Annotated in this window: 18 protein-coding genes and 2 tRNA genes; 8 read left to right on the top strand and 12 right to left on the bottom strand. The window is 69.3% G+C overall.

Translation table 11 applies throughout. From position 1 onward, the window contains the following. Positions 1 to 7: 7 nt before the first annotated feature. The 4 genes from thrC to argS are packed head-to-tail and all read right to left on the bottom strand — an operon-like array spanning position 8 to position 5,501. Positions 8 to 1,096, bottom strand: coding sequence for a threonine synthase (thrC, locus tag ACFXHE_RS41725; RefSeq protein WP_379390886.1), 1,089 nt, complete (start codon positions 1,094 to 1,096; stop codon positions 8 to 10). Further along, positions 1,093 to 2,424: a homoserine dehydrogenase gene (locus tag ACFXHE_RS41720; RefSeq protein WP_379390884.1), complete on the bottom strand. Its 1,332-nt coding sequence runs from the start codon at positions 2,422 to 2,424 to the stop codon at positions 1,093 to 1,095. Before ACFXHE_RS41720 ends, thrC begins: the two co-directional genes overlap by 4 nt. Beyond that, on the bottom strand, positions 2,421 to 3,842 hold the full coding sequence (lysA, locus tag ACFXHE_RS41715; protein ID WP_379390882.1) for a diaminopimelate decarboxylase: 1,422 nt from the start codon (positions 3,840 to 3,842) through the stop codon (positions 2,421 to 2,423). Before lysA ends, ACFXHE_RS41720 begins: the two co-directional genes overlap by 4 nt. Further along, positions 3,843 to 5,501, bottom strand: a complete 1,659-nt coding sequence (gene argS, locus ACFXHE_RS41710; protein WP_379390880.1) for an arginine--tRNA ligase — start codon at positions 5,499 to 5,501, stop codon at positions 3,843 to 3,845. It lies immediately after the preceding gene. A gap of 122 nt (positions 5,502 to 5,623) precedes the next feature. Here argS and ACFXHE_RS41705 point away from each other — a divergent pair, with 122 nt between their 5' ends. From ACFXHE_RS41705 to ACFXHE_RS41695, 3 genes are all read left to right on the top strand, one after another. Continuing rightward, positions 5,624 to 6,583: a DUF3105 domain-containing protein gene (locus ACFXHE_RS41705; protein WP_379390878.1), complete on the top strand. Its 960-nt coding sequence runs from the start codon at positions 5,624 to 5,626 to the stop codon at positions 6,581 to 6,583. 11 nt (positions 6,584 to 6,594) lie between these two features. Next, complete coding sequence (locus tag ACFXHE_RS41700) at positions 6,595 to 7,308, top strand: DUF305 domain-containing protein (RefSeq protein ID WP_379390876.1); 714 nt, start codon at positions 6,595 to 6,597, stop codon at positions 7,306 to 7,308. Positions 7,309 to 7,432: 124 nt separating this feature from the next. Further along, positions 7,433 to 7,508, top strand: a tRNA-Arg gene (locus ACFXHE_RS41695). Between the two features lie 403 nt (positions 7,509 to 7,911). Here the strand turns inward: ACFXHE_RS41695 and ACFXHE_RS41690 are convergent. After that, positions 7,912 to 8,259: a DoxX family protein gene (locus tag ACFXHE_RS41690; protein WP_379390874.1), complete on the bottom strand. Its 348-nt coding sequence runs from the start codon at positions 8,257 to 8,259 to the stop codon at positions 7,912 to 7,914. Positions 8,260 to 8,470: 211 nt separating this feature from the next. On the opposite strand from ACFXHE_RS41690, the gene ACFXHE_RS41685 reads away from it, so the two are divergent. After that, positions 8,471 to 9,748, top strand: coding sequence for an alpha/beta hydrolase family protein (locus ACFXHE_RS41685; RefSeq protein WP_379390872.1), 1,278 nt, complete (start codon positions 8,471 to 8,473; stop codon positions 9,746 to 9,748). 4 nt (positions 9,749 to 9,752) lie between these two features. Here ACFXHE_RS41685 and ACFXHE_RS41680 read toward each other — a convergent pair whose 3' ends face one another. From ACFXHE_RS41680 to ACFXHE_RS41655, 6 genes are all read right to left on the bottom strand, one after another. Continuing rightward, complete coding sequence (locus ACFXHE_RS41680) at positions 9,753 to 10,352, bottom strand: TIGR03086 family metal-binding protein (protein ID WP_379390870.1); 600 nt, start codon at positions 10,350 to 10,352, stop codon at positions 9,753 to 9,755. 9 nt (positions 10,353 to 10,361) lie between these two features. Beyond that, on the bottom strand, positions 10,362 to 11,765 hold the full coding sequence (locus tag ACFXHE_RS41675) for a hypothetical protein (protein ID WP_379390868.1): 1,404 nt from the start codon (positions 11,763 to 11,765) through the stop codon (positions 10,362 to 10,364). Between the two features lie 156 nt (positions 11,766 to 11,921). Beyond that, positions 11,922 to 12,275 (bottom strand): hypothetical protein, encoded by a 354-nt coding sequence (locus ACFXHE_RS41670; RefSeq protein ID WP_379390866.1) that lies wholly within the window; start codon positions 12,273 to 12,275, stop codon positions 11,922 to 11,924. 123 nt (positions 12,276 to 12,398) lie between these two features. Further along, positions 12,399 to 13,517, bottom strand: a complete 1,119-nt coding sequence (locus tag ACFXHE_RS41665; RefSeq protein ID WP_379390864.1) for an ABC transporter ATP-binding protein — start codon at positions 13,515 to 13,517, stop codon at positions 12,399 to 12,401. Continuing rightward, positions 13,514 to 15,052, bottom strand: a complete 1,539-nt coding sequence (locus ACFXHE_RS41660; RefSeq protein WP_379390862.1) for an ABC transporter permease — start codon at positions 15,050 to 15,052, stop codon at positions 13,514 to 13,516. The genes ACFXHE_RS41665 and ACFXHE_RS41660 overlap by 4 nt, the downstream gene beginning before the upstream one ends. A gap of 77 nt (positions 15,053 to 15,129) precedes the next feature. Continuing rightward, a complete protein-coding gene (locus ACFXHE_RS41655) occupies positions 15,130 to 16,152 on the bottom strand; it encodes an iron ABC transporter substrate-binding protein (RefSeq protein WP_379390860.1) in 1,023 nt (340 codons plus the stop codon). A 179-nt stretch (positions 16,153 to 16,331) separates the two neighbouring features. Here ACFXHE_RS41655 and ACFXHE_RS41650 point away from each other — a divergent pair, with 179 nt between their 5' ends. Both ACFXHE_RS41650 and ACFXHE_RS41645 read left to right on the top strand, forming a co-directional pair. Beyond that, entirely contained in the window at positions 16,332 to 16,775 is a 444-nt protein-coding gene (locus ACFXHE_RS41650; RefSeq protein WP_379390858.1) for a hypothetical protein, read from the top strand. A 7-nt stretch (positions 16,776 to 16,782) separates the two neighbouring features. Beyond that, a complete protein-coding gene (locus tag ACFXHE_RS41645) occupies positions 16,783 to 18,189 on the top strand; it encodes a metallophosphoesterase (protein ID WP_379390856.1) in 1,407 nt (468 codons plus the stop codon). Between the two features lie 43 nt (positions 18,190 to 18,232). Here the strand turns inward: ACFXHE_RS41645 and ACFXHE_RS41640 are convergent. Continuing rightward, a tRNA-Cys gene (locus ACFXHE_RS41640) sits at positions 18,233 to 18,307 on the bottom strand. Between the two features lie 127 nt (positions 18,308 to 18,434). Between ACFXHE_RS41640 and ACFXHE_RS41635 the strand changes: the two genes are divergently transcribed. Next, on the top strand, positions 18,435 to 18,977 hold the full coding sequence (locus ACFXHE_RS41635) for a MarR family transcriptional regulator (protein WP_354849479.1): 543 nt from the start codon (positions 18,435 to 18,437) through the stop codon (positions 18,975 to 18,977). A gap of 76 nt (positions 18,978 to 19,053) precedes the next feature. Further along, positions 19,054 to 20,109 carry a hypothetical protein gene (locus tag ACFXHE_RS41630; protein ID WP_379390854.1) on the top strand — a complete coding sequence of 352 codons (1,056 nt, stop codon included), beginning with the start codon at positions 19,054 to 19,056 and terminating at the stop codon, positions 20,107 to 20,109. Positions 20,110 to 20,292: the final 183 nt, after the last annotated feature.

The raw sequence follows: 20,292 nt of genomic DNA, 5'->3' as shown, positions 1-20,292 counted from the left end.
ATTCAACTCAGGCCAGCTCGAGTTCGTGGGCGACGGCGACCGGGTCGACCGCGATCGGCGTCACCTCGGGCATGCCCTTGAGCGCGTTGTCCGGATCCTTGAGGCCGTTGCCGGTCACCGTGCAGACCACGGTGAGGCCGGAATCCAGCCAGCCCTCGGCGCGCGCGGCCAGCAGACCGGCCACCGAAGCGGCGGAAGCGGGCTCCACGAACACGCCCTCCTTGGCCGCGACCAGGTGATACGCGGCCAGGATCTCCTCGTCGGTGGCCGCGCGGAACGCGCCGCCCGATTCCGTCTTGGCGTTCATGGCGCCGTTCCACGACGCGGGCGCGCCGATCCGGATGGCGGTGGCCACGGTCTCCGGGTTCGCGACCGGAGCGCCGTTGACCAGCGGCGCGGCGCCGGCGGCCTGCACACCCAGCATGCGCGGGCGCGAGCCGGTGATGCCGTCGGCGTGGTACTCGCTGTAGCCCTTCCAGTACGCGGTGATATTGCCCGCATTGCCGACCGGCAGCACGTGCACATCGGGCGCCTTGCCCAGCGCGTCCACGATTTCGAAGGCCGCGGTCTTCTGGCCCTCGATGCGGGCCGGGTTGACCGAGTTCACCAGGCCGACCTCGGGGAAGTCCGCGGTGACCTTGCGGGCCAGCTCGAGACAGTCGTCGAAGTTGCCGTCCACCTGAATGATCTTCGCGCCCAGCATGACCGCCTGGGCCAGCTTGCCCATGGCGATCTTGCCCGACGGGATCAGCACCGCGCAGTGCAGACCGGCGCGGGTGGCGTACGCCGCGGCCGAGGCCGAGGTGTTGCCGGTGGAGGCGCACAGCACGGCGGTCTTGCCGTTGTACTTCGCATCCGTCATGGCCATGGTCATGCCGCGGTCCTTGAAGGAACCGGTCGGGTTCGCGCCCTCGACCTTGAGATACACCTCACAGCCGGTCAGCTCGGAGAGGTGATGCGCGGGCACCAGCGGGGTGCCGCCCTCGAAGAGAGTGACGGCTTCCCAGTCAGCGGGAATCGCGAGCCGATCGCGGTAGGCGTCGATCAGACCCGGCCACGGCGTATGCACGGCTGTCGCGCGTGCGGTTGCACTCATTCCTCGGTGCCTTCCAATCTCAGAACACTGGTCACGGACGTGACGGAGTCCAGTTCGGCCAATGCGGCAACGGTATCCGCAAGCGCGGATTCCTGCGCATGGTGGGTCACCACGACCAGGCGAGCGCCGACGTCGTGGCCTTCCTGACGGACCGTCGAGATGCTCACACTGTGCTTGGCGAATTCCCCGGCGACCGCTTCCAGGACACCGGTGCGGTCGGCCACCTGCAGGTTCACGTGGTAGCGGGTCGGGGTGTCGCCGATCGAAGCGATCGGCAGCTCAGCATAGACCGATTCGCCCGGAGCGCGGCCACCGTAGAACTTGTTGCGCGCCGCCATCACCAGATCGCCCATGACGGCCGAGGCCGTCGGCGCGCCGCCGGCGCCCTGACCGTAGAACATCAGCCGGCCGGCGTTCTCGGCCTCCACGACCACGGCGTTGAACGCGCCGTTGACCGCGGCCAGCGGGTGCTTGCGCGGGATGAGGGCGGGGTAGACGCGCACGGAGATCTTCTCCTTGCCGCCGTCGTCGGTGACGCGCTCGGCCATGGCCAGCAGCTTCACGGTGCAGCCCACGGCCGCCGCGGTCTCCAGATCCTCGGAGGTGATCTTGGAGATGCCCTCGCGGTACACATCACCGGAGGTGACGCGGGTGTGGAAGGCCACGGAGGCGAGGATGGCGGCCTTGGCGGCGGCGTCGTAGCCCTCGACATCGGCGGTCGGGTCGGCCTCCGCGTAGCCCAGGCGGGTGGCCTCGGCCAGCACGTCGCCGTAGTCCGCGCCGGTCTCGGCCATGGCCGAGAGGATGAAGTTGGTGGTGCCGTTGACGATGCCGACCACGCGGTTGACCCGGTCGCCGGACAGCGACTGGATGAGCGGGCGGATCACCGGGATGGCCCCGGCGACGGCGGCCTCGAAGTACAGGTCGGCACGGTTGGATTCGGCCGCGGCGGCCAGCTCGCCGGTGTAATCGGCGAGCAGCGCCTTGTTCGCGGTGATCACCGACTTGCCCTTGGTGAGCGCGGACTTGATCAGGTCGCGGGCCGGGTCGATGCCGCCCATGACCTCGACCACGATGTCCACGTCGTCGCGGGTGACGAGGGCCTCGGCATCGGTGGTGACCAGCTCGGCGGGCAGGCCGCGGTCCTTGCTCAGGTCGCGCACCGCGACACCGCGCAGCACGACCGGAGCGCCGACCCGGTTGCACAGGTCGTCGGCGTGGTCACGAATGATGCGGACCACCTCGGTGCCGACCGTGCCCATGCCGAGGACGGCCACGCCAATGGGATGATCCTGTCCCCACACGCCGCCGTTTCTGTTCTCGGTCATGCCTTCACCTCCAAGCTGAGTAGGTCCTCCACCGTTTCACGGCGAAGGATCAAGCGCGCCTTGCCATCTCGCACCGCGACCACCGCGGGCCGGGTGAGCATGTTGTAGCGGCTCGACATCGAGTAGCAGTACGCGCCGGTCGCGGCCACCGCCACCAGGTCGCCCGGGCCCACATCGGCCGGGAGCCAGGTGTCGCGGATGACGATATCCCCACTCTCGCAATGCTTTCCGACCACTCGCGCGACCACCGGACCGGCCTCGCTGGAGCGCGAGACCAGGCGGCAGTCGTACTCGGCCTGGTACAGGGCGGGACGGATGTTGTCGCTCATGCCGCCGTCGACGCTCACATAGCGTCGGCGATTACCACCGTCGAGCACAACATCTTTGATGGTGCCGACCTCGTAGAGGGTGACGGTGCCGGGGCCGGCGATGGCGCGGCCCGGCTCGACCGCGATGGTCGGCACCGGCAGCCCGGCCCGCTCGGCCTCCTCGGCCACGATGCGGCGCAGGTTGGCGGCGAAGCCGTCCAGGGCCGGCGGATCCTCGTGCGGCAGGTACGAAATGCCCAGGCCGCCACCGAGATCCAGCACGCGCATCTGTTCGGCGCGTTCCATGCCGAACTTGTCGGCGACCTCGCGCAGCAGGCCCAGCATGCGGCGGGTGGAGATCTCGAAGCCGTCGATCTCGAAGATCTGCGAGCCGATGTGCGAGTGCAGGCCGACCAGGCGCAGATTGTCGGACTCGAAGACCCGGGCGATGGCCTGCATGGCGTCGCCGCCGGCGATGGAGAAGCCGAACTTCTGGTCCTCGTGCGCGGTCGAAATGTACTCGTGGGTGTGGGCCTCCACGCCGACGGTGACGCGGATCAGCACGTCCACCACCTTGCCGGCGCGCTTGGCCACCGCCTCCAGGCGCTCGATCTCGATCAGCGAGTCGACGACCACGTCGCCGACGCCCGCCCCGACCGCCATTTCCAGCTCGGGCACCGATTTGTTGTTGCCGTGCAGGGCGATCCGCTCGGCCGGAAAGCCGGCGTGCAGCGCCACCGACAGCTCGCCGCCGGAGCACACGTCCAGGTGCAGGCCCTCGTCACGGATCCAGCGGGCGACCTCGCCGCACAGGAATGCCTTGGAGGCGTAGTGGACTCGCGCGCCGTCACCGAAGGCGCGGACCATGTCCCGGCAGCGGGAGCGGAAGTCGTCCTCGTCGATCACGAACAGCGGGGTGCCGTACTCGGCGGCCAGCTCGTGCACCGGCACGCCCGCCAGCCGCACCACGCCGTCGGCGTCGCGAGCGGCATTGCGCGGCCACACATTCGCGGGCAGTTCGATCATCTGCGCCGGTGCGCTGGGACGCTCGGCGAGCGTGGGCGCGTGCGGGATGTCCGCATGGCGGGGTCCTGCGGGGTGGGCACTCATCTACATACGCTCCGGTGCACTGACGCCTAGGAGGCCGAGGCCGTTGGCGAGAACCTGACGGGTGGCTTTGACCAGCTCGAGGCGAGCGGCATTGAGCGGGGTGACCACGTCGTCGCCCTGCGGGATGACGCGCAGCGTCTTGTCGGACTGGAAGGGGTGGTAGGCCCCGGCGAGTTCCTCGAGGTAGCGCACGACCCGGTGCGGCTCCCGCATCTCGGCGGCGGTCGCCACCACGCGCGGGTACTCGCCCAGCGTGCGGATGAGCGCGCCCTCGCGGTCATCGGTCAGCAGCGCGAAATCCGGTGTGACCGAGGCGTAGTCGAACGCTGCCGCGTTGCCGAGGATCTGGTTGGTGCGCGCGTGCGCGTACTGCACGTAGTAGACCGGGTTCTCACTGTCCTGCCGGGTCCACAGGTCCAGGTCGATGTCGATGCTGGAGTTCACCGAGGAGCGCACCAGCGAGTACCGCGCCGCGTCCACTCCGATCTGCTCGACCAGGTCGTCGAGGGTGACGACGGTGCCCGCGCGCTTCGACATGCGAACGGCGGCACCATCTTTCACCAGGTTCACCATCTGGCCGATGAGCACCTCGACGGTGTCCGGGTTGTCGCCGAACGCGGCCGCGGCGGCCTTGAGACGGCCGATGTAGCCGTGGTGGTCCGCACCGAGCATGTAGATGCACAGATCGAAACCGCGCGAGCGCTTGTTCTGGAAGTAGGCGATGTCACCGCCGATGTAGGCGGACTTGCCGTCGCTCTTGATGACGACGCGGTCCTTGTCGTCGCCGTATTCGGTGGAGGCGATCCACCAGGCGCCGTCCTTCTCGTACAGCTTGCCGGACGCCTTCAGCGTCTCGATGGCCTGCTCGACCGCGCCGGAGGCGAACAGCGAACTCTCGTTGAAGTACACGTCGAAGTCGGTGCCGAAGTCGTGCAGCGTCTGCTTGATGTGCGCGAACATGAGCTCGACACCCTCGCGGCGGAACAGCTCGTGCCGCTCGGCCTCCGGGAGTTCCAGCACACCCGGGTTGGCCTTCACGACGGTGTCGGCGATCTCGTTGATATACGCGCCCGCGTAACCGTCCTCGGGGGTCGGCTGTCCCAGCGCGGCGGCCACCAGCGAGTTGGCGAAGCGGTCGATCTGCGCGCCGTGATCGTTGAAGTAGTACTCGCGGGTCACGTCCGCGCCCTGGGCCGCCAGGATCCGGCCGAGCGCGTCGCCGACCGAGGCCCAGCGGGTTCCACCCAGGTGGATCGGGCCCGTCGGGTTGGCGGAGACGAATTCGAGGTTGATCTTCGTGCCCCCGAGAGCGTCCGCGGTGCCGAACTTCGCACCGGCCTCGAGGATCTTCTCGACGATCGCGCCCTGCGCGGCCTTGGCCAGGCGAATATTCAGGAAGCCGGGTCCCGCGACCTCGGCGGCCTCGACGCCCTCGGCGGCCGACAGCGCCTCTGCCAGCAACGTCGCGAAATCGCGGGGGTTCATTCCCGCCTTCTTGCCTACCTGCATGGCCACATTCGTGGCATAGTCACCGTGCTCGGGGTTGCGGGGACGCTCCACCTTGACCTCGTCGGGCAGGATCGCAGGGTCTGATCCGCGTTCGACAAGTACCTTCGCCGCGGTAGCACGAAGGAGATCTGCAAGGTCAGCTGGAGTCACGAGTCACTATCCTATGGTCTGAGCAGGTGAACGCCGCGAGCGGGCACCACCGGGCAGGTGCCCAGCAAACGATGCGGCCGCGTCGTTTGATTGTCCGACACGTCGAAAAGAGCACAACAAGCATGCCGAGCAAGACCAGTGCCAAGTCGGCCAAGGCCATCAAGGCCGCGGGCAAGTCGGCCGGATCGTCCAGGAAGGGCGGTCGCGGGGGCAGCCTGGGCGGCAAGCGTCAGATTCCGTGGCTCATGATCGGGGCCGTGGTCTGCATCCTCGCCCTCATCGGCGGCATCGCCTGGGTGCTGGTGCCCAAGATCCAGGACAAGCAGGAGCAGGACAAGTACACGCCGTCCGCCCAGAAGAAGGATCCCTCGGATCAGATTCCGGGCGTGGTGAAGAAGGACTACGCGGCGGGCATGCACGTCGCGGCCACCCAGCGCGTGAACTACGACCAGTCCCCGCCCTTCGGCGGTCCGCACGACGGCTCGTGGGCGGCCTGCACCGGCGTGGTGTACGCCAAGGCGATCCGCACCGAGAACGCGGTGCACTCGCTCGAGCACGGCGCGATCTGGATCGCCTACAACCCGGACAAGGTCGATCAGGCCGGCATCGACACTCTGAAGTCGAAGGTGAAGGGCAAGCCCTACAGCCTGATGTCGCCCTACCCCGGCCTGGACACCCCGATCTCCCTGCAGTCGTGGGGTCACCAGCTGAAGCTGAACAGCGCCGACGACAAGCGCGTCGGCGAGTTCATCACCGCGCTGCGCCTGAACCAGTACGCCTACCCGGAGGTCGGCGCGGACTGCGCGAACCCGACCTTCAACACCGACAACCCGCCGGCCTTCGACCCGACCCCGCCCGGCCCCGACGCGGTGCCGATGGACGGCAAGGGCCTGCAGCAGGATGCGAGCGAGCTGGGTGGCGGCAGCGGTATTCCGGGCATGCCAGCCGGCGGTATCCCGGGTCTCCCCAACGGCGTGCCGGGTCTGCCCACCGATGGCACGAGCCTGCCCGGCGGCATCCCGACCATCCCGGCCCCGACCGACGGCCCGACCCAGCCGGATCAGCCGGCTCCGACCCAGTAGTGCCGCCGTTCATGTCCGACATCCCAGATCGCAGCTCCGAGCCCGATCCCGCCGCCGAACCGGTGCCGCAAACACGCCGCAATCAGCAGCCCGCCCTGCTGGCGATCGGGGTGGTCGCGGTGCTGCTCATCGGTTTCATGGCCGGACTGCTTGTGGGCAATGCCATGCACCACGGCCCGGAGACGCCGGGCGCGGTGGATGTCGGCTTCTCCCAGGACATGTCGGTGCATCACGCGCAGGCGGTGCAGATGTCGGGCGTCGCACTGTCGGGGACCACGGACCCGGCGGTGAAGCGGCTCGCCTACGACATCCTGACCACGCAGGCCAATCAGGCCGGCCGCATGCAGGGCTGGCTGCAGCAGTGGAACAAATCGCTCATCTCCCCCGACGGCTACATGGGCTGGATGACGGACATGTCCACGCATGAGCATTCCGGCACCGCCATGCACTCCGGCGCGGTGCAGACCATGCCCGGTATGGCCTCTGACCAGGAGATGGCCGCCCTGGGCCAGGCCACCGGTCCGGCCCTGGATGCGCTGTACCTGCAGCTCATGCTGCGTCACCACCAGGGCGGCATGCCGATGATCGAGTACGCCGCTCAGCGCGCCGACACCGACGCGGTGCGCTCGCTGGCCGAGAGCATGGCCAAGACCCAGAAGAGCGAGGCCGATCTGATGACCCAGATGCTGGCCGAGCGCAAGGTCGCACCCCTGCCGATGAACTGAACCAGCACCTCCGACGAACACGGGCCGGGCACAGAAACGCCCGGTCCGTGTTCGTTTTTGGCGCAGCGCGAGCGATGCGATACGCTGTCCCAGCCCGACCGGGAGACCGGACGGGACCATCCCCGCCCTCGTAGCTCAGGGGATAGAGCGTCTGCCTCCGGAGCAGAAGGCCGCAGGTTCGAATCCTGCCGAGGGCACCACAGTAAGGCCCCGACCGTGGATCACGGTCGGGGCCTTACTCGTTCGTGGAGGCGGCGGGCCGTTTCAGCACCGAATGACTGACTTATCGTGCCATCGTGACCGATTGGGATTCCGATTCGAGGACTCGGGAGCAAAGGTAGTAGCTGTGCATCGCGGTGTCCGGTTGCGCAGGAGGCAGCCGGACACCGCGAGCGCGTTTTCGGGCTACTGCCAGAGTTTCAGGCCACGGCCAGGGCCGCGGCGAAGGTGCCGCCGCCGACCGACTCCAGGATGATGTCGAATTCCCCTGCGCTGGAATTGATCTCGGTAATAACCCTGGGGCCTGGGCGTATGGGCACATCGGAGAAATCGAGTCGGCGCGTATGGAATACGACCGGCGCGACGCCGCGACGCACTAGGCGGTCAGGCCGCGTATTCCAGGGCCATGGCCGCGATCACCGGGACCATGTAGAGCGTGGGGAACGGGACGTGGCCGTAGGACTTGGCGCGGACGATGGTGATGATGGCGCCGGTGAAGTACAGCACGATGCCGATGGCGGCCGCGACGCCGAGCGGCGGGTAGAACAGCCCGGCGATCAGGCCGATGGCGCCGGCCGCCTTGGCCAGGCCCAGCCACGGCCACCAGGATTCGGGGACGCCGTACTCGACGAGGGGCTCGGCCACGAACTTGGCCTTGCGCAGCAGGGAGACGGCCGAGAAGCCCACCCAGAGGGCGGCCAGGACGGTGACGATGTGGTACGCGGTGGACATGGGCGGGGCTCGCATTCTGCTGGATCCGGTTGGGCTTCTGCCGATCGGAATGGTGCGGGGGCGAATTCATAGATCCGCGATCCGTTTTCGATCGATCCCCGATACGCCCGCTGTAGCCGTCTGTGCGCACCGCCCACACAGCCGACTCATTCGCAGTGCGAACGGCCCTGCTTTCCATGTGAAACACGAACGCGCCGGTATGTTCTGAGAGGTGTCGGACAACGAGAGCGCCCGTGCAGAACAGCCGCAGCGTCGCGTCTCACGCCCGCTCGCCGGGGGATTCACCACGGCCCTGGCGGCCGCGATCGCGGCCCTGAGCCTGGCCGCGCCGGCCGCCGCCACCCCGGTGGCGCCGGAGGAGGCGACCGAGGCGTCGTTCTACTTCCCGGCCGCGGACCGGGTCCCGGGCACCCCCGGATCGGTCATCCAATTGCGGCCTCTCACAGGCGATCCCGCTCTCGCGGGCGCGCGCAACTACCTGGTGCTGTACCGCTCGGTCGACATGCAGGGCAATCCGGTCGCGGTGTCGGGCACCCTCGCGGTCCCGGACAGCACCCCGCCGCCGGGCGGCTGGCCGCTGATCTCCTGGGCGCACGGCACCACCGGCGTCGCCGATGTCTGCGCGCCCTCCCAGGACACCTCCCCCGGCTTCCCCGCCCACGACTACACCTCGCTGGTGCGCCGCCTGCAGGAGCGCTGGATCGCGGCCGGGTACGCGGTGGCCCAGACCGACTATCAGGGGCTGGGCACGCCCGGTCCGCACGGCTATCTGATCGGCACCGCCGAACAGCGTGCCGTCACCGATATGGCCAGGGCCGCACGGGAAGTCGACCCGGATATCGGGGTCCGCTGGGTGGCCATGGGCCACTCCCAGGGCGGGCAGGCCGCCATCTTCACCGATGCCCAGGCCCAGCAGTGGGCCCCGGAGCTGCAGCTGCTGGGTTCGGTGGCGCTCGCGCCCGCCTCCCATCAGGGCATCGGACTGCAGGTGTCGCAGCTGGCCACCACCGCGGGCGTAGCGGGCGCCCTGCCCCCACTCACCGGCAGCGCGATATCGTTCCTGCCCTTGATCATTCGCGGCGCACAGACGGTCACACCGCTGGATCCGGCCCGATTCCTCACGCCTCGTGCGCAATCCATGCTCGCTCGAGCCGACGCCGGATGCATCGGCCAGCTGCGGCAACAGGATTCGTGGGGCGGCCTCACCGCCGACGACGTCTTCAACCGTGACGGGGACATCTCCGCACTGATCGGGGTGTTGAACGAAAACGACCCCAGCGCACTGACTTTCACGCAGCCGCTGCTGGTATTGCAGGGTCGCGCCGACACCACGGTGCCGGCGCTCGCCACCGACGCCATGGTGGTGCAGCAGCGCGCGGGCGGTCAGCCGGTGCAGTACCACAGCTATCCGGACGCAGACCACCGCGGCGTGCTCGACGCGTCGTTCAATGACGCACTGGCCTGGGTGGATACCCGGTTCGGCCGGTAGGCGGTCAGGCCGCGGGCGTCCAGCCCGGATCGCGGCCGAACCAGGCGGCCAGCCGGTCGTAGGCGGGCGCGTCGGCGGCGATCGGCACCTCGTGCCCGAAAGCCTTTCCGGGACCGCGGAATTCGGGCTTCAGCAGCTGCTTGGACCAGGCCAGGCCATGCTCGGCGAGCTCCGGATCCAGGGTGCGGCCCTGACCGGTGGCCCGGGTGAGATCCCAAGCGTGCATGGCGAATTCGGTGATCTGCTGATCGGCGCGACCGCGCAGCGGGGCCTCCCCGCCCATGCCGGGCACCAGCCGCTCCGGATCGGCGGCGCGCCACGTCTCGAGCAGCGGCTGCGCGCGGGTGCGGAACTCGGCGGCCCAGTCCGCGCCGACCTGGTCGGGCGGTGCGCCCCAGTCGGGCATCTCGCCGCGCGCGGCGATGGTGAAGTCGCGCAGGATCTGGCCCACGATGTGGTCCAGCAGCCCGCGTACGTGCCAGTCCTCGCACGGAGTCGGCAGGGCTGCCTGGTCCGGGGTGACGGCGGCGATGACATCGCCGATCTGGGCGACGGCCCGTTCCAGGAGATCGATCGTCGGGTCCACCGGTGACTTGTCGGCCATGCGGCCAGACTAGCCCTGCGGCAAGACGTTCCGCGCCCCATCGGGCATGACGATCACCCGTGGCGGGAGAGCGGGTTCCGGCGCGGCCACGGCCCGCGGGGATCGGATCCGCCACAGCAGGTACAGCCCGGCCGCGCAGCCCAGGGTGATCACCAGGGCCACCGTGCCGGGCACCGCGGAGACCGCCCCGTGCGGATCCCGATACCAGCGCGGCGAGTAGGCGACCCGGCCGAAGCTGCTGCCCCGCAGCGCCACCACCAGGCACGGCACCACCAGTACGGCGAGCGCCACCACGGCGCTGCCGGCGGTCTTCGGGACCGCCGCGCCGAAGCAGAAGCCGATGGCCAGCGCGGTGAGGATCACACCGAGCACCGGGATCACCGCGTACTGGTGCGCGATGCCCGCGGTGCCGGCCGCGAAGACCGCCAGCCCGGCGGTCGCGGCCAGCGCGATCCAGGGCGCACGCCATCGGCGTCCCACCACCAGCCCGGCCACCACGGCCAGGACCGGGAACGGCGCGGTCCAATCCGGCCGGGGCACCGCGATGATCGCGCTGCCCGCATTGGCCACCGCCACCGCCAGCAGCACCAGGGTGCCCTCGCGCCCGGGCAGCAGCAGCGCCGCGACCAGCGCCGCGCCGATGGTGATGGCCGCGGCCACCCCGGCCTGCGCGACGGTGCCGGCGTGCTGCACGAACCACTGCGTCGACAGTGTGGTCGCGGTGACCAGGATCAGCGCGGACAGGATCGGGCCCATCGCCAGATCGGTGTTCTCGTGTTCGCCCGCCGGTTCCGGCTGCTGGACGGCGATACCCGCGACCAGCAGCGCACCGGCCAGCACGACCAGCCACACCGGTGGCGTTCCGCTCGACGCCCATTCGGTGAGCGGATTGCCCCGGCCGCCCCCGGGCGGCAGCGAGGTCTGGTCGGCGATCAGGATCGCGGACAGGGCGCCGATCAGGTACGCGCCCGTCGCGATGGGTTTGCCGAATACCGCGACCGCGAGCGCCCCGAGCAGGATGCCACTGAAGATGGAGTCGATGTAGTTGGCGGTGGTCAGATTTCCCGGGATCGCCGCGTCCCGGTTCCACAGCTGGTCGATCACCAGCACCACCGCGCTGCCGCTCGAGGCGATCCAGGCCGTCTTGTGCCCGAGCGCGACCACCAGCGCCGCCGAGACCACCGCGAATGCCGCGCCGGCGGCGGCCGCGCGCGGCATGTTCAGCACCAGCAGGTCCAACTGCAGCACCGGGCCTTCGGAGGTCCAGCCCAGATCGAGGGGGGCCATGAGCAGCAGTCCGGCCACCGCCGCGCCCAGCAGGGCGGCCATCGCCTCGATCGGAACCGCGTAGCGTCGCAGCGCCAGGGGCGCGGTCCTGCCCGGCGGGTCTGCCAACGCGAACCTCGCGCCCATTTCGTCACCTACTCCCTCGGTGATGCGACGCCTTCCGCGTTACAGCAATAACGAGCAGCTATCTCTCGCGACATTAACAGCTGCGGTATGTGGGAACCCTGAGAAGTGGAGTCGGTCACAGTCCTTCGGCGGGCCGGGGAGCGGGCCCCAGAGACGTCAGGCGCAGCGGAAACGGAAGATCGCCGGCGGGGTGACGCCCGGCACCGAGGTGACCTGAACGGCCGGATCACTGTCCAGCGCACAGCCGATCGGGGTGCTGACCTGAACCCGGTAGCAGCCGAGCGCGCCGTTGTAGACGGCCGTGCCGTCGACGCCGGTGGTGAGAGTCGCCACATTCGCGCCGCCGCCGCAGGGCGCGATGTCGACGGCCACGCCCGCCATGGGGAACTGCTCGGGGCCGTAGACCGCCTGCACCTTCACCGCGGGATCGGCGGGCGGTTCCGCGGACGCGAGCGGGGCCAGGGCGCACGCGGCGGCGAGAGCGGATGTGACGAGCAGCGTGCGGCGCACCTTGTCTCCTTCGGGACGAGCTGAGGCAGTTCGCCTCTGCGGCCGACGATTCGGCCTCCGCGCCACTATAGGGACTCCCCGGTTCGATCGGTCATATTCCGACCGGCCGGACGGGCCGATTGCTCAGACCGCGGAGACCGCGCCGACCCGGCTCACGGCGGCCGCACCGGTTGCCCGGCCGGCGGCGGCGCACTGCTCGGCGGTGAAAGCGACTGCCGCGCCGAGGACTTCGAGCTCGACCCGGTCGCCGACCGTGGGCGCGTCCACGCTCACCCGGCGCACCTGGACAGGTTCGGGGCAGCCGTCGAGGTCGAGGGTGAGCAGGACATCCGCACCCCGGAACTCGAGGGCGCGCACGGTGGCGCAGCCGGCGTGACCGTCGGTGGCCGCCCGGGCCAGCAGCTGTTCGGGCCGCATCATCACCGCGCCCGCACCGGTCGGCGCATTCACCTGCACCGGGATGCGGCCGAGCACGGTCTGAGCGGTCTCCGTGCCGATGGTGGCGTCGAGAAGCACTGTGTCGCCGAGGAATCCGGCCGTGAACAGGTCCGCGGGGGCGGCGTACACCTGCTCCGGGGTGCCGACCTGGGTGAACCGCCCCGAGCACATGACCGCGACCTGATCGGCGAAGGACAGTGCCTCCTCCTGATCGTGGGTGACCAGGATGCTGGTCATGCCCGCGGCGCGCAGGGTCTCGGCGACGGCCTGCCGGGTGGCGGCGCGGAGTCCGGTGTCCAGGGCGCTGAAGGGCTCGTCCAGCAGCATGAGATCGGGCTTGCGGGCCAGGGCGCGGGCCAGGGCGACGCGCTGTTGCTGGCCGCCGGAGAGCTGATGCGGCCGCCGATCCGCGTAGGACGGGTCGAGCGAGACCATGTCGAGCAGTTCGGCGACATGCTGCCGGTGCTTGCGCCGCGCGCCCAGTCCCCCGCCGAGCCCGTAGGCGATGTTCTGCCCCACGGTCAGGTGCGGGAACAGCGCCCCGTCCTGTGCCACGTAGCCGATTCTGCGCCGGTGCGACGGCACCGAGAAGCCCTGGCGGGTAATGGTTTCCCCGCCGACGGACACCGATCCGGCGTCCGGGTTCTCGAATCCGGCGATCACCCGCAGCAGCGTGGTCTTGCCGCATCCGGAGGATCCGACCACCGCCGTGGCGCTGCCGTCGGCGACGTCGAGGCTGATGCCGTCGAGTACCGGCGCCTGTCCGAAGGTCTTGCGAACCTGGTCTACGACAAGACGACTCACAGTCCCGCCGCCTTCCTGGATTGGGTGAACAGCAGATAGGTGACCGGCACCGAGACGATGATCATGATCAGCGCGTACGGCGCGGCGGCCGCGTAGTCCAATTCGCCCGACAGCTGCCAGAACTGCATGGCGAGGGTGTTGGTGCCGTTGGGGGCCAGCAGCAGGGTGGCGGTGAGCTCGGTGGCCACGGCCACGAACGCCATGGCCGCCGCCGCGGCCGCCGCGGGTGCGGTGAGCCGCAGGGTGACGCGGAAGAAGGTGGCGGCCGGGGATTTTCCGAGCGCCTGCGAGGCCTCCTCCAGCCCCACCGGTACCTGCGCCAGCCCGGCACGCACGCTCACCAGCGCGCGCGGCAGGAACATGAGCGTGTAGGCGGCCAGGATGGTCGCGGCCGTCTGATAGAGCGCCGGCAGCCAGCGAATCGACACGGTCACCAGCGCCAGCGCGATCACGATGCCCGGCAGCGAACTGGTGATGTAGTTGGCCCCCTCGATGATCCGCGCGAACCGCGAGGTGGAGCGCACCGCGACCCAGGCCACCGGAAAGGCGCACAGGGTGGTGATCACCGCGGCGGTGGCGGCCAAACCGATGGTCTGACCGAGGGATTCGCCGATATCGGTGGTGTTCCACACCGCCGAGCCGCCGATCTTCAGCCACCGGCCGATGGTCCACAGCGGCACGCCCAGCGTGGCCGCCAGCGCGGCGGCCAGCAGCGCGATCATGGGAATCTTGGTCAGGCCCAGGCGAATCCGGTTCGCGCCCCGCTGCGCGCCGCCGCCGATCCGGGCGTAGCGGGCCCGGCCGCGCACGGTGGCCTCACCGGCCAGCAGCACCAGGCACAGCACCACCAGCACGCCCGAGAGCGTGCTGCCCGCCGCGCCCGCGAAGCTGGACTGGTACTGCTGGAAGATGGCGGTGGTGAAGGTGTCGAACCGGATCATGGCGAAGGCGCCGTACTCGGCCAGCAGGTGCAGCGAGATCAGCAGTCCGCCACCGAGAATCGCCAGCCGCAGCTGCGGCAGCACGATCCGTGCGAAGACGGTGACGGGCCCGGAGCCGAGAGCCCGGGCCGATTCCTCCACGGCGGGATCCAGCCGCCGCAGGGTGGCCGCCGCCGGGAGGTACACCAGCGGGAAGTACGAGACCGTCGAGACGAGCACCCCCGCCCAGAGCCCGTGCAGCGAGGGGATGGCGCTGACCCAGCCGTAGCTGTTGACGAAGGCCGGAACCGCGAGGGGGGCCGCGAAGATCGGGCCCCACCAGGCCGCGCCCGGCACGTCGGTGCGCTCCACGATCCAGGCCAGGCCGATGCCCAGCGCCACGCAGATCGGCACGGTCAGCACCACCAGTTCGGCCGTATTGCGCAGCAATTCGGCCACCCGCGGGCGGAACACCAGCTGCGCGGTCTCGTGCCATCCGGTCGAGACCAGGGTGGACACGATGTACCCCAGCGGCACGAAGGTGGCCGCCACCATGAGCAGTGCGGCGATCGTGACGATCGCCCCGGGCCGGATGGCCGATGCGCTCGAGACCATCCTGGTCAGTGCCCGAGAGACCCTGCTGGGCAGGTCCTTCGCCGCCCGGGTGGGTACAGCGGTCCGAACAGCCACGGTTAGAGCAGACCCGCCTCGGTCATGAGCTGCGTGACCTTCTTGGCGTCCAGCTTGCTCGGGTCGATCTTGGGCGCGTCGAGCGAGGCCAGCGGCGGCAGCGCCGGGTTGGCCGCGACGTCGGCGGCCACCGGGTACTCCATGGAGTCACCGTCGCGCAGCACCGCCTGCCCCTGCTCGGAGGTGATGAAGTTCAGGAACTTCTGGGCGTTGGCCTGCTTCTTGCTCGACTTCAGCACGCCGCCGCCGGAGGTGGAGACGAAGGCCCCCGGGTCCTGGTTCTTGAAGTAGAACAGCTGGGTGTTGCCGCTATTCTCCTTGGTCTTGGCCTGGTCGCGGTACCAGTAGTAGTGGTAGATGACGCCGCCGTCGAACTGACCGGTGTTGGCGCCCTTCATGACTGTCGTGTTGTTCTGCGAGATGACCGCGTTGTCCTTCAGGCCCTTCAGCCAGGCCCGGGTCACGTCCTCGCCCTTCTGGACCAGCAGCGCGGCCACGATGGCCTGGAAGTCCGCGCCCGCGGGGGCGGCGCTCCACTTGCCCTTCCACTGCGGCTGTTGCAGGTCGAGCAGCGACTTGGGCAGCTGGTCGGCGGGCAGTTTGGCGGTGTTGTAGACGAAAACGGTTGATCGGGCCGCGATTCCGGTCCATTTGCCGGTGGACGGGCGGAACTGCTCGGGCACCTGCGCGAGGGTGTCCTTGTCGACGTCGGAGAACAGGCCGGCGTTCTCGACCAGCGCCATGGCCGGGGAGTTCTCGGTGAGGAAGACGTCGGCGGGCGAGTTCTTGCCCTCGGCCACGATCTGGTTGCCCAGGTCGGTGTCACCGCCATTGCGGAGGGTCACCTTGATGCCGGTGTCCTTGGTGAACGCGTCCACCCACTCCTTGGTGAGGGATTCGTGCTGCGCGTTGTAGACCAGGATCTCGTTGTCGTTCTTCGACGAGCTGGAGCAGGCAGTGGTCGCGCCGAGCACCGCGATCGCCGCCAGTGCACCGGACATCAGTTTCCATCGAGCCGCCGTCATGACCGTCCTTTCGCTTGCCCAGCCTCGTCTATGAGGTTTGCCTAACCAACGTACCGTCCCATGTCACGGGTTCAAATGCCACCCCACCAATCGACACGGAATCGCTGTAGTCTGCGTGCGTTCCGGGGACGGCCCCGGACGGACAGCAACCGAAGATCGGCCGGAGTCGAAGGATCTCGATGAGCTTGCAGCGGCGTACCCCCTTGACCATCGGACTCGGCGTGGCCGCCGTGGTGCTCGTGGGAGGTGGCATCGCCACCGCGGTGACGTTGAACGGCAAGGACTCCGGACCGAGCGACGACAAGCGCGTCGAGACCGCGGTGCGCGATTTCTACGACGCGCTCTCCGCCGGCGGCGCGTCGCAGGCCGTCGGCAAGACCTGCGCCGGCGACCGCGCCCAGTACGACGCGCTGCCCGAGGCCCAGCGGAAGGCCATGGATCAGGGCAAGATCTCCATGAAGGTCGATTCGGTGCAAGGCATCACCATCACCGGCGACCACGCCACGGCCGTCACCCTGGGCACGCTCACCCTGCCCGGCACCGCCGACAGCAAGCGTTCCACCGATGAACACCTGCGCAAGGAAGACGGCGTATGGAAGGTCTGTTCCACCGACGCGAAGTAGGACGGTCATGAGCTGCTGCGGCCCGAACCGGCGGCAGCTACTGGGCCTGCTGGCGGCGGCCGCGGCCCTGCCGCTGGCGGCGGCGAGTCCGGCTCGGGCACAGCCGGGTTCGCTGGTGGCGACCGATCTCGAGGTCGTCACCATTACCGAGCAGTCGGCCGTCTTCACCTGGACGACGCTGGGCCCGGACGCCGCCGGCAACCCTGTTCCGGTGGAGACCGGTAGCGAGGTCTGGCTCGGTCCCGCGGACGGGACCGGGCTGCGGCAGGTCTTCGGCGACCCGCAGCCGACCCCCTATCACTACGCCGAGGTCACCGGGCTCGAGCCCGGTCGCGCCTATCGGTTCGAGGCGCGTTCCCAGGGCATCGCGGCCGCGCCCGCGCTGAATGTCGCCACCCGCCTGCCGAATACGCCGGAGGCGCAAGGGGTCTTCACCACGCTGGTGCCGCCGCCGGGCCGGCTACTGCGAACCCTCGCCCTGTCCAATGACATTCACTTCGGCGAGGAGGTCAGCGGGCTCATCACCGCGGGCCTGCCGCGCGGCGTGCGCCAGGAGCCCGGTCTCGCACCGTATCCCGAGGTCATGCTGACCGCGCTGCTCGACGATATGCACCGGCCCGACCGCGCCGTCGACCATCTGCTGCTCGCCGGTGACCTCACCGCCGAGGCCACCCCGGACCAGGTGCGCGGCGTCCACACCCACCTCGCGAACTGGGGTGCGCCGGGCCGGGACTGGTTCGCCGCCCGCGGCAATCACGACCGCCCGCACCTGGGCTCGGACTACGCGGACTGCAGCCCGTACCTCGACCACTACGACTGCTGGGGTGATTCCTTCACCGCCCGACAGCAATTGGCGGCCTACGAGGTCGGCGAGCTGCGCCTGATCGCCCTGGACACCACCCAGCTCGACGCCCCGGGCGGCACTGTGGACCGGTCCCAGCTCGACGAGCTGCGGGACCAGCTCACCGGCGACCCGGACCGTCCCACACTCGTTTTCGGTCATCACCCGGTCACCACCGAGTCCGGCTGGTCCAATCTGGCCGGACCGAGCTTCATTCTCGATGCCGCGAATGCCGCCGAGCTGCAATCGATCTACCGCTCCGCGCCAGGCGTCTTCCTGCACCATGCGGGGCACACCCATCGCAACCGCCGTACCCGGCCCGATCTGCCCATTCCGGTCGAATTCCTGGAAGTGGCGGCGGCCAAGGAATATCCGGGCGGCTACACGCTGCTGCGCCTCTACGAGGGCGGCTACATGCTGAATTTCTACAAGACCCGCACCGAGGCCGCGCGGCGCTGGAGCACGCGGTCGCGGGGCGAATACGTCGGTCTGCTGCCCGAATACACGCTGGGCACGACCGCCGACCGCAATTTCGTGGTGTCGCGCGATTTCTCCGGCGTGATCGCGAGCTGAATGCGAGAACGCCTCCCGCCGGGGTACGGGAGGCGTTCTCCGATGGAGCGACCGACGGGACTCGAACCCGTGTGACAGGCTTTGCAGGCCTGCTCCTAACCAACTCGGACACAGCCGCAGGGTGTACCCAATAGTGCGGCGAATCGGGCCTGCGGCCGAGGTTTTGAATCACCGTGATTCGTATACGCCCCGCGGATCGGCTCGGCGCTGCGACCCACCGGTTCGCGACGTGCGATGATCGGGTCATGTCTCGACCACGTCCACTGCCACTCGACCCGATCGAGGAGGCGCACCGTCAGTGGACCGAGCACGGCTGGGGGGACGTGGCCGACGGAATGGCGGCGGTGACGTCGCTGGTGCGGGCGCAGCAAATCGTGATGGCGCGGGTGGACGAAGCCCTGCGGCCGTCCGGTTTGACCTTCTCCCGGTACGAGTTACTGATGCTGCTGAGTTTCAGCAAAACCGGCGCGCTGCCGATGGCGGTGGCCAGCGCCCGCCTGCAGGTGCACCCCACCTCCGTCACCAACACGGTGGACCGGCTGGAGGCGGCGCACTTGGTGAAGCGTGTGCCACATCCCAGTGACCGGCGGGCGACGCTGATCGAAATCACGGATGCCGGAAGAGAATTGGTGGCCAGGGCCACCACCGAGCTGAACCGGCGAGTTTTCGCCGAGGCCGGACTGCCGCCGGAACGATTGCAATTGCTGCTGCAATTGCTGTCGGAGTTCCGGCAGAGCGCCGGCGACTTCGATCCGGGTAGTTCGCCGACACGATGGGCCGGTCAGTAACCGGTCAGCGACCCAGCAGCCAATTTCCTGCGTCATAGTCTTGGATTCGGCTCGCAAAAGGTTCACCATTGAGCGCATGGTGCTGGTCCTCGGGGTGTCGGCGGGCGCTGCTGGCGCACGTGCCATGCTCACCCACTCCGACCAGCCTCACCTGCCTCCCATCGACCGCTGCAAGGTCCTGCGCCGGACCGGTGATCGCGGCATGGAGGACCCCGTCTTCGAGGCCATCCAGCAGATGCGCAAGTCGGCCGCCGAGCGCGACGAATTCATTACCGGCATCGCCGTGACCTGTCGCTCGGCCACCCACGCCGAGGCGATTCGCACCGCCGCGGGCCGCAACCGCCTCACGGTCATCGATGAGCCGGTGGCCCAGCTCCGATATCTCCGATTCACCCGGAAGCTGCCCAGCGAGGGTTCGGTCCTGCTCTACGACCTGGGCGCGTCGGGACTGACCCTCACCCAGATCGACTGCCGCAACGATGCCGTCCTCGCCACCAAGCGCAGCACCGTCCTGGGTGGTGACGGCCACGACGCCCTGCTGCGCTGGCTGCTCACCCGCGCCGGGGTTACCGTGGATCTGGCCACCACCCGCCGCCAGAAGGAGGCGCTGGCCTCCGAGCGCGTCCTGGCCGTCTGCGACCCGATCACCGGGCAGCGCACCGTGGTCACCCGCAGTGATTTCGCCGAACTGGTCGAAGCGGGCATTCATCACTCGGCGTCCTTCGTCCGCCACATGATCGACGAGACCGGCATCCAGCCCGCCGGAATGGCGCTGCTGGGCGGCTGCACCCGCAACAAGAGCATCCGGGACGAGCTGAAACAGCAGCTGGGCTATCCGCTCATCTACGATCCCGAACCCGAATTCGTCTCCACCCGCGGCGCGGTCCTGCTGGCCGCCGAACGGCCATCGGCCCGCAGCATCCGCAGCGTTCGCCTGGCCCAGGCCGCCACCTCCCATGAGGCCCCCGCCACCTCCCCCGTCTCCCGCCGCAAACTCGTTGCGGCAGTGGCGGTCACCGCCACCCTGGGCGGCACCATCGTCGGCGCGCTGGCCATGAACCGCGACGGCGGCGAACACCCCGACGGCAAGCCCCCGACCGTCGAAGTGGTCGGCCCGCCGAAACACGGCTGACACCAACGCCCACATCGATGACCTCGAGCACGAGGCCAACCGAACATGCCTGACGCCAGCACCCGCGCCGATGACCTCGAGCACGAGGCCAACCGAACATGCCTGACGCCAGCACCCGCGCCGATGACCTCGAGCAGGAGGTCCGCCGGGCAATACCTGCCCCCTCTCGGAACTCTCGTGCCC

The sequence above is a fragment of the Nocardia sp. NPDC059229 genome, assembly GCF_042754165.1.
Classification (GTDB): domain Bacteria; phylum Actinomycetota; class Actinomycetes; order Mycobacteriales; family Mycobacteriaceae; genus Nocardia.
Note: the sequence above shows the minus strand (reverse complement) of the source record. Positions and strands in the feature narration are given on the sequence as shown.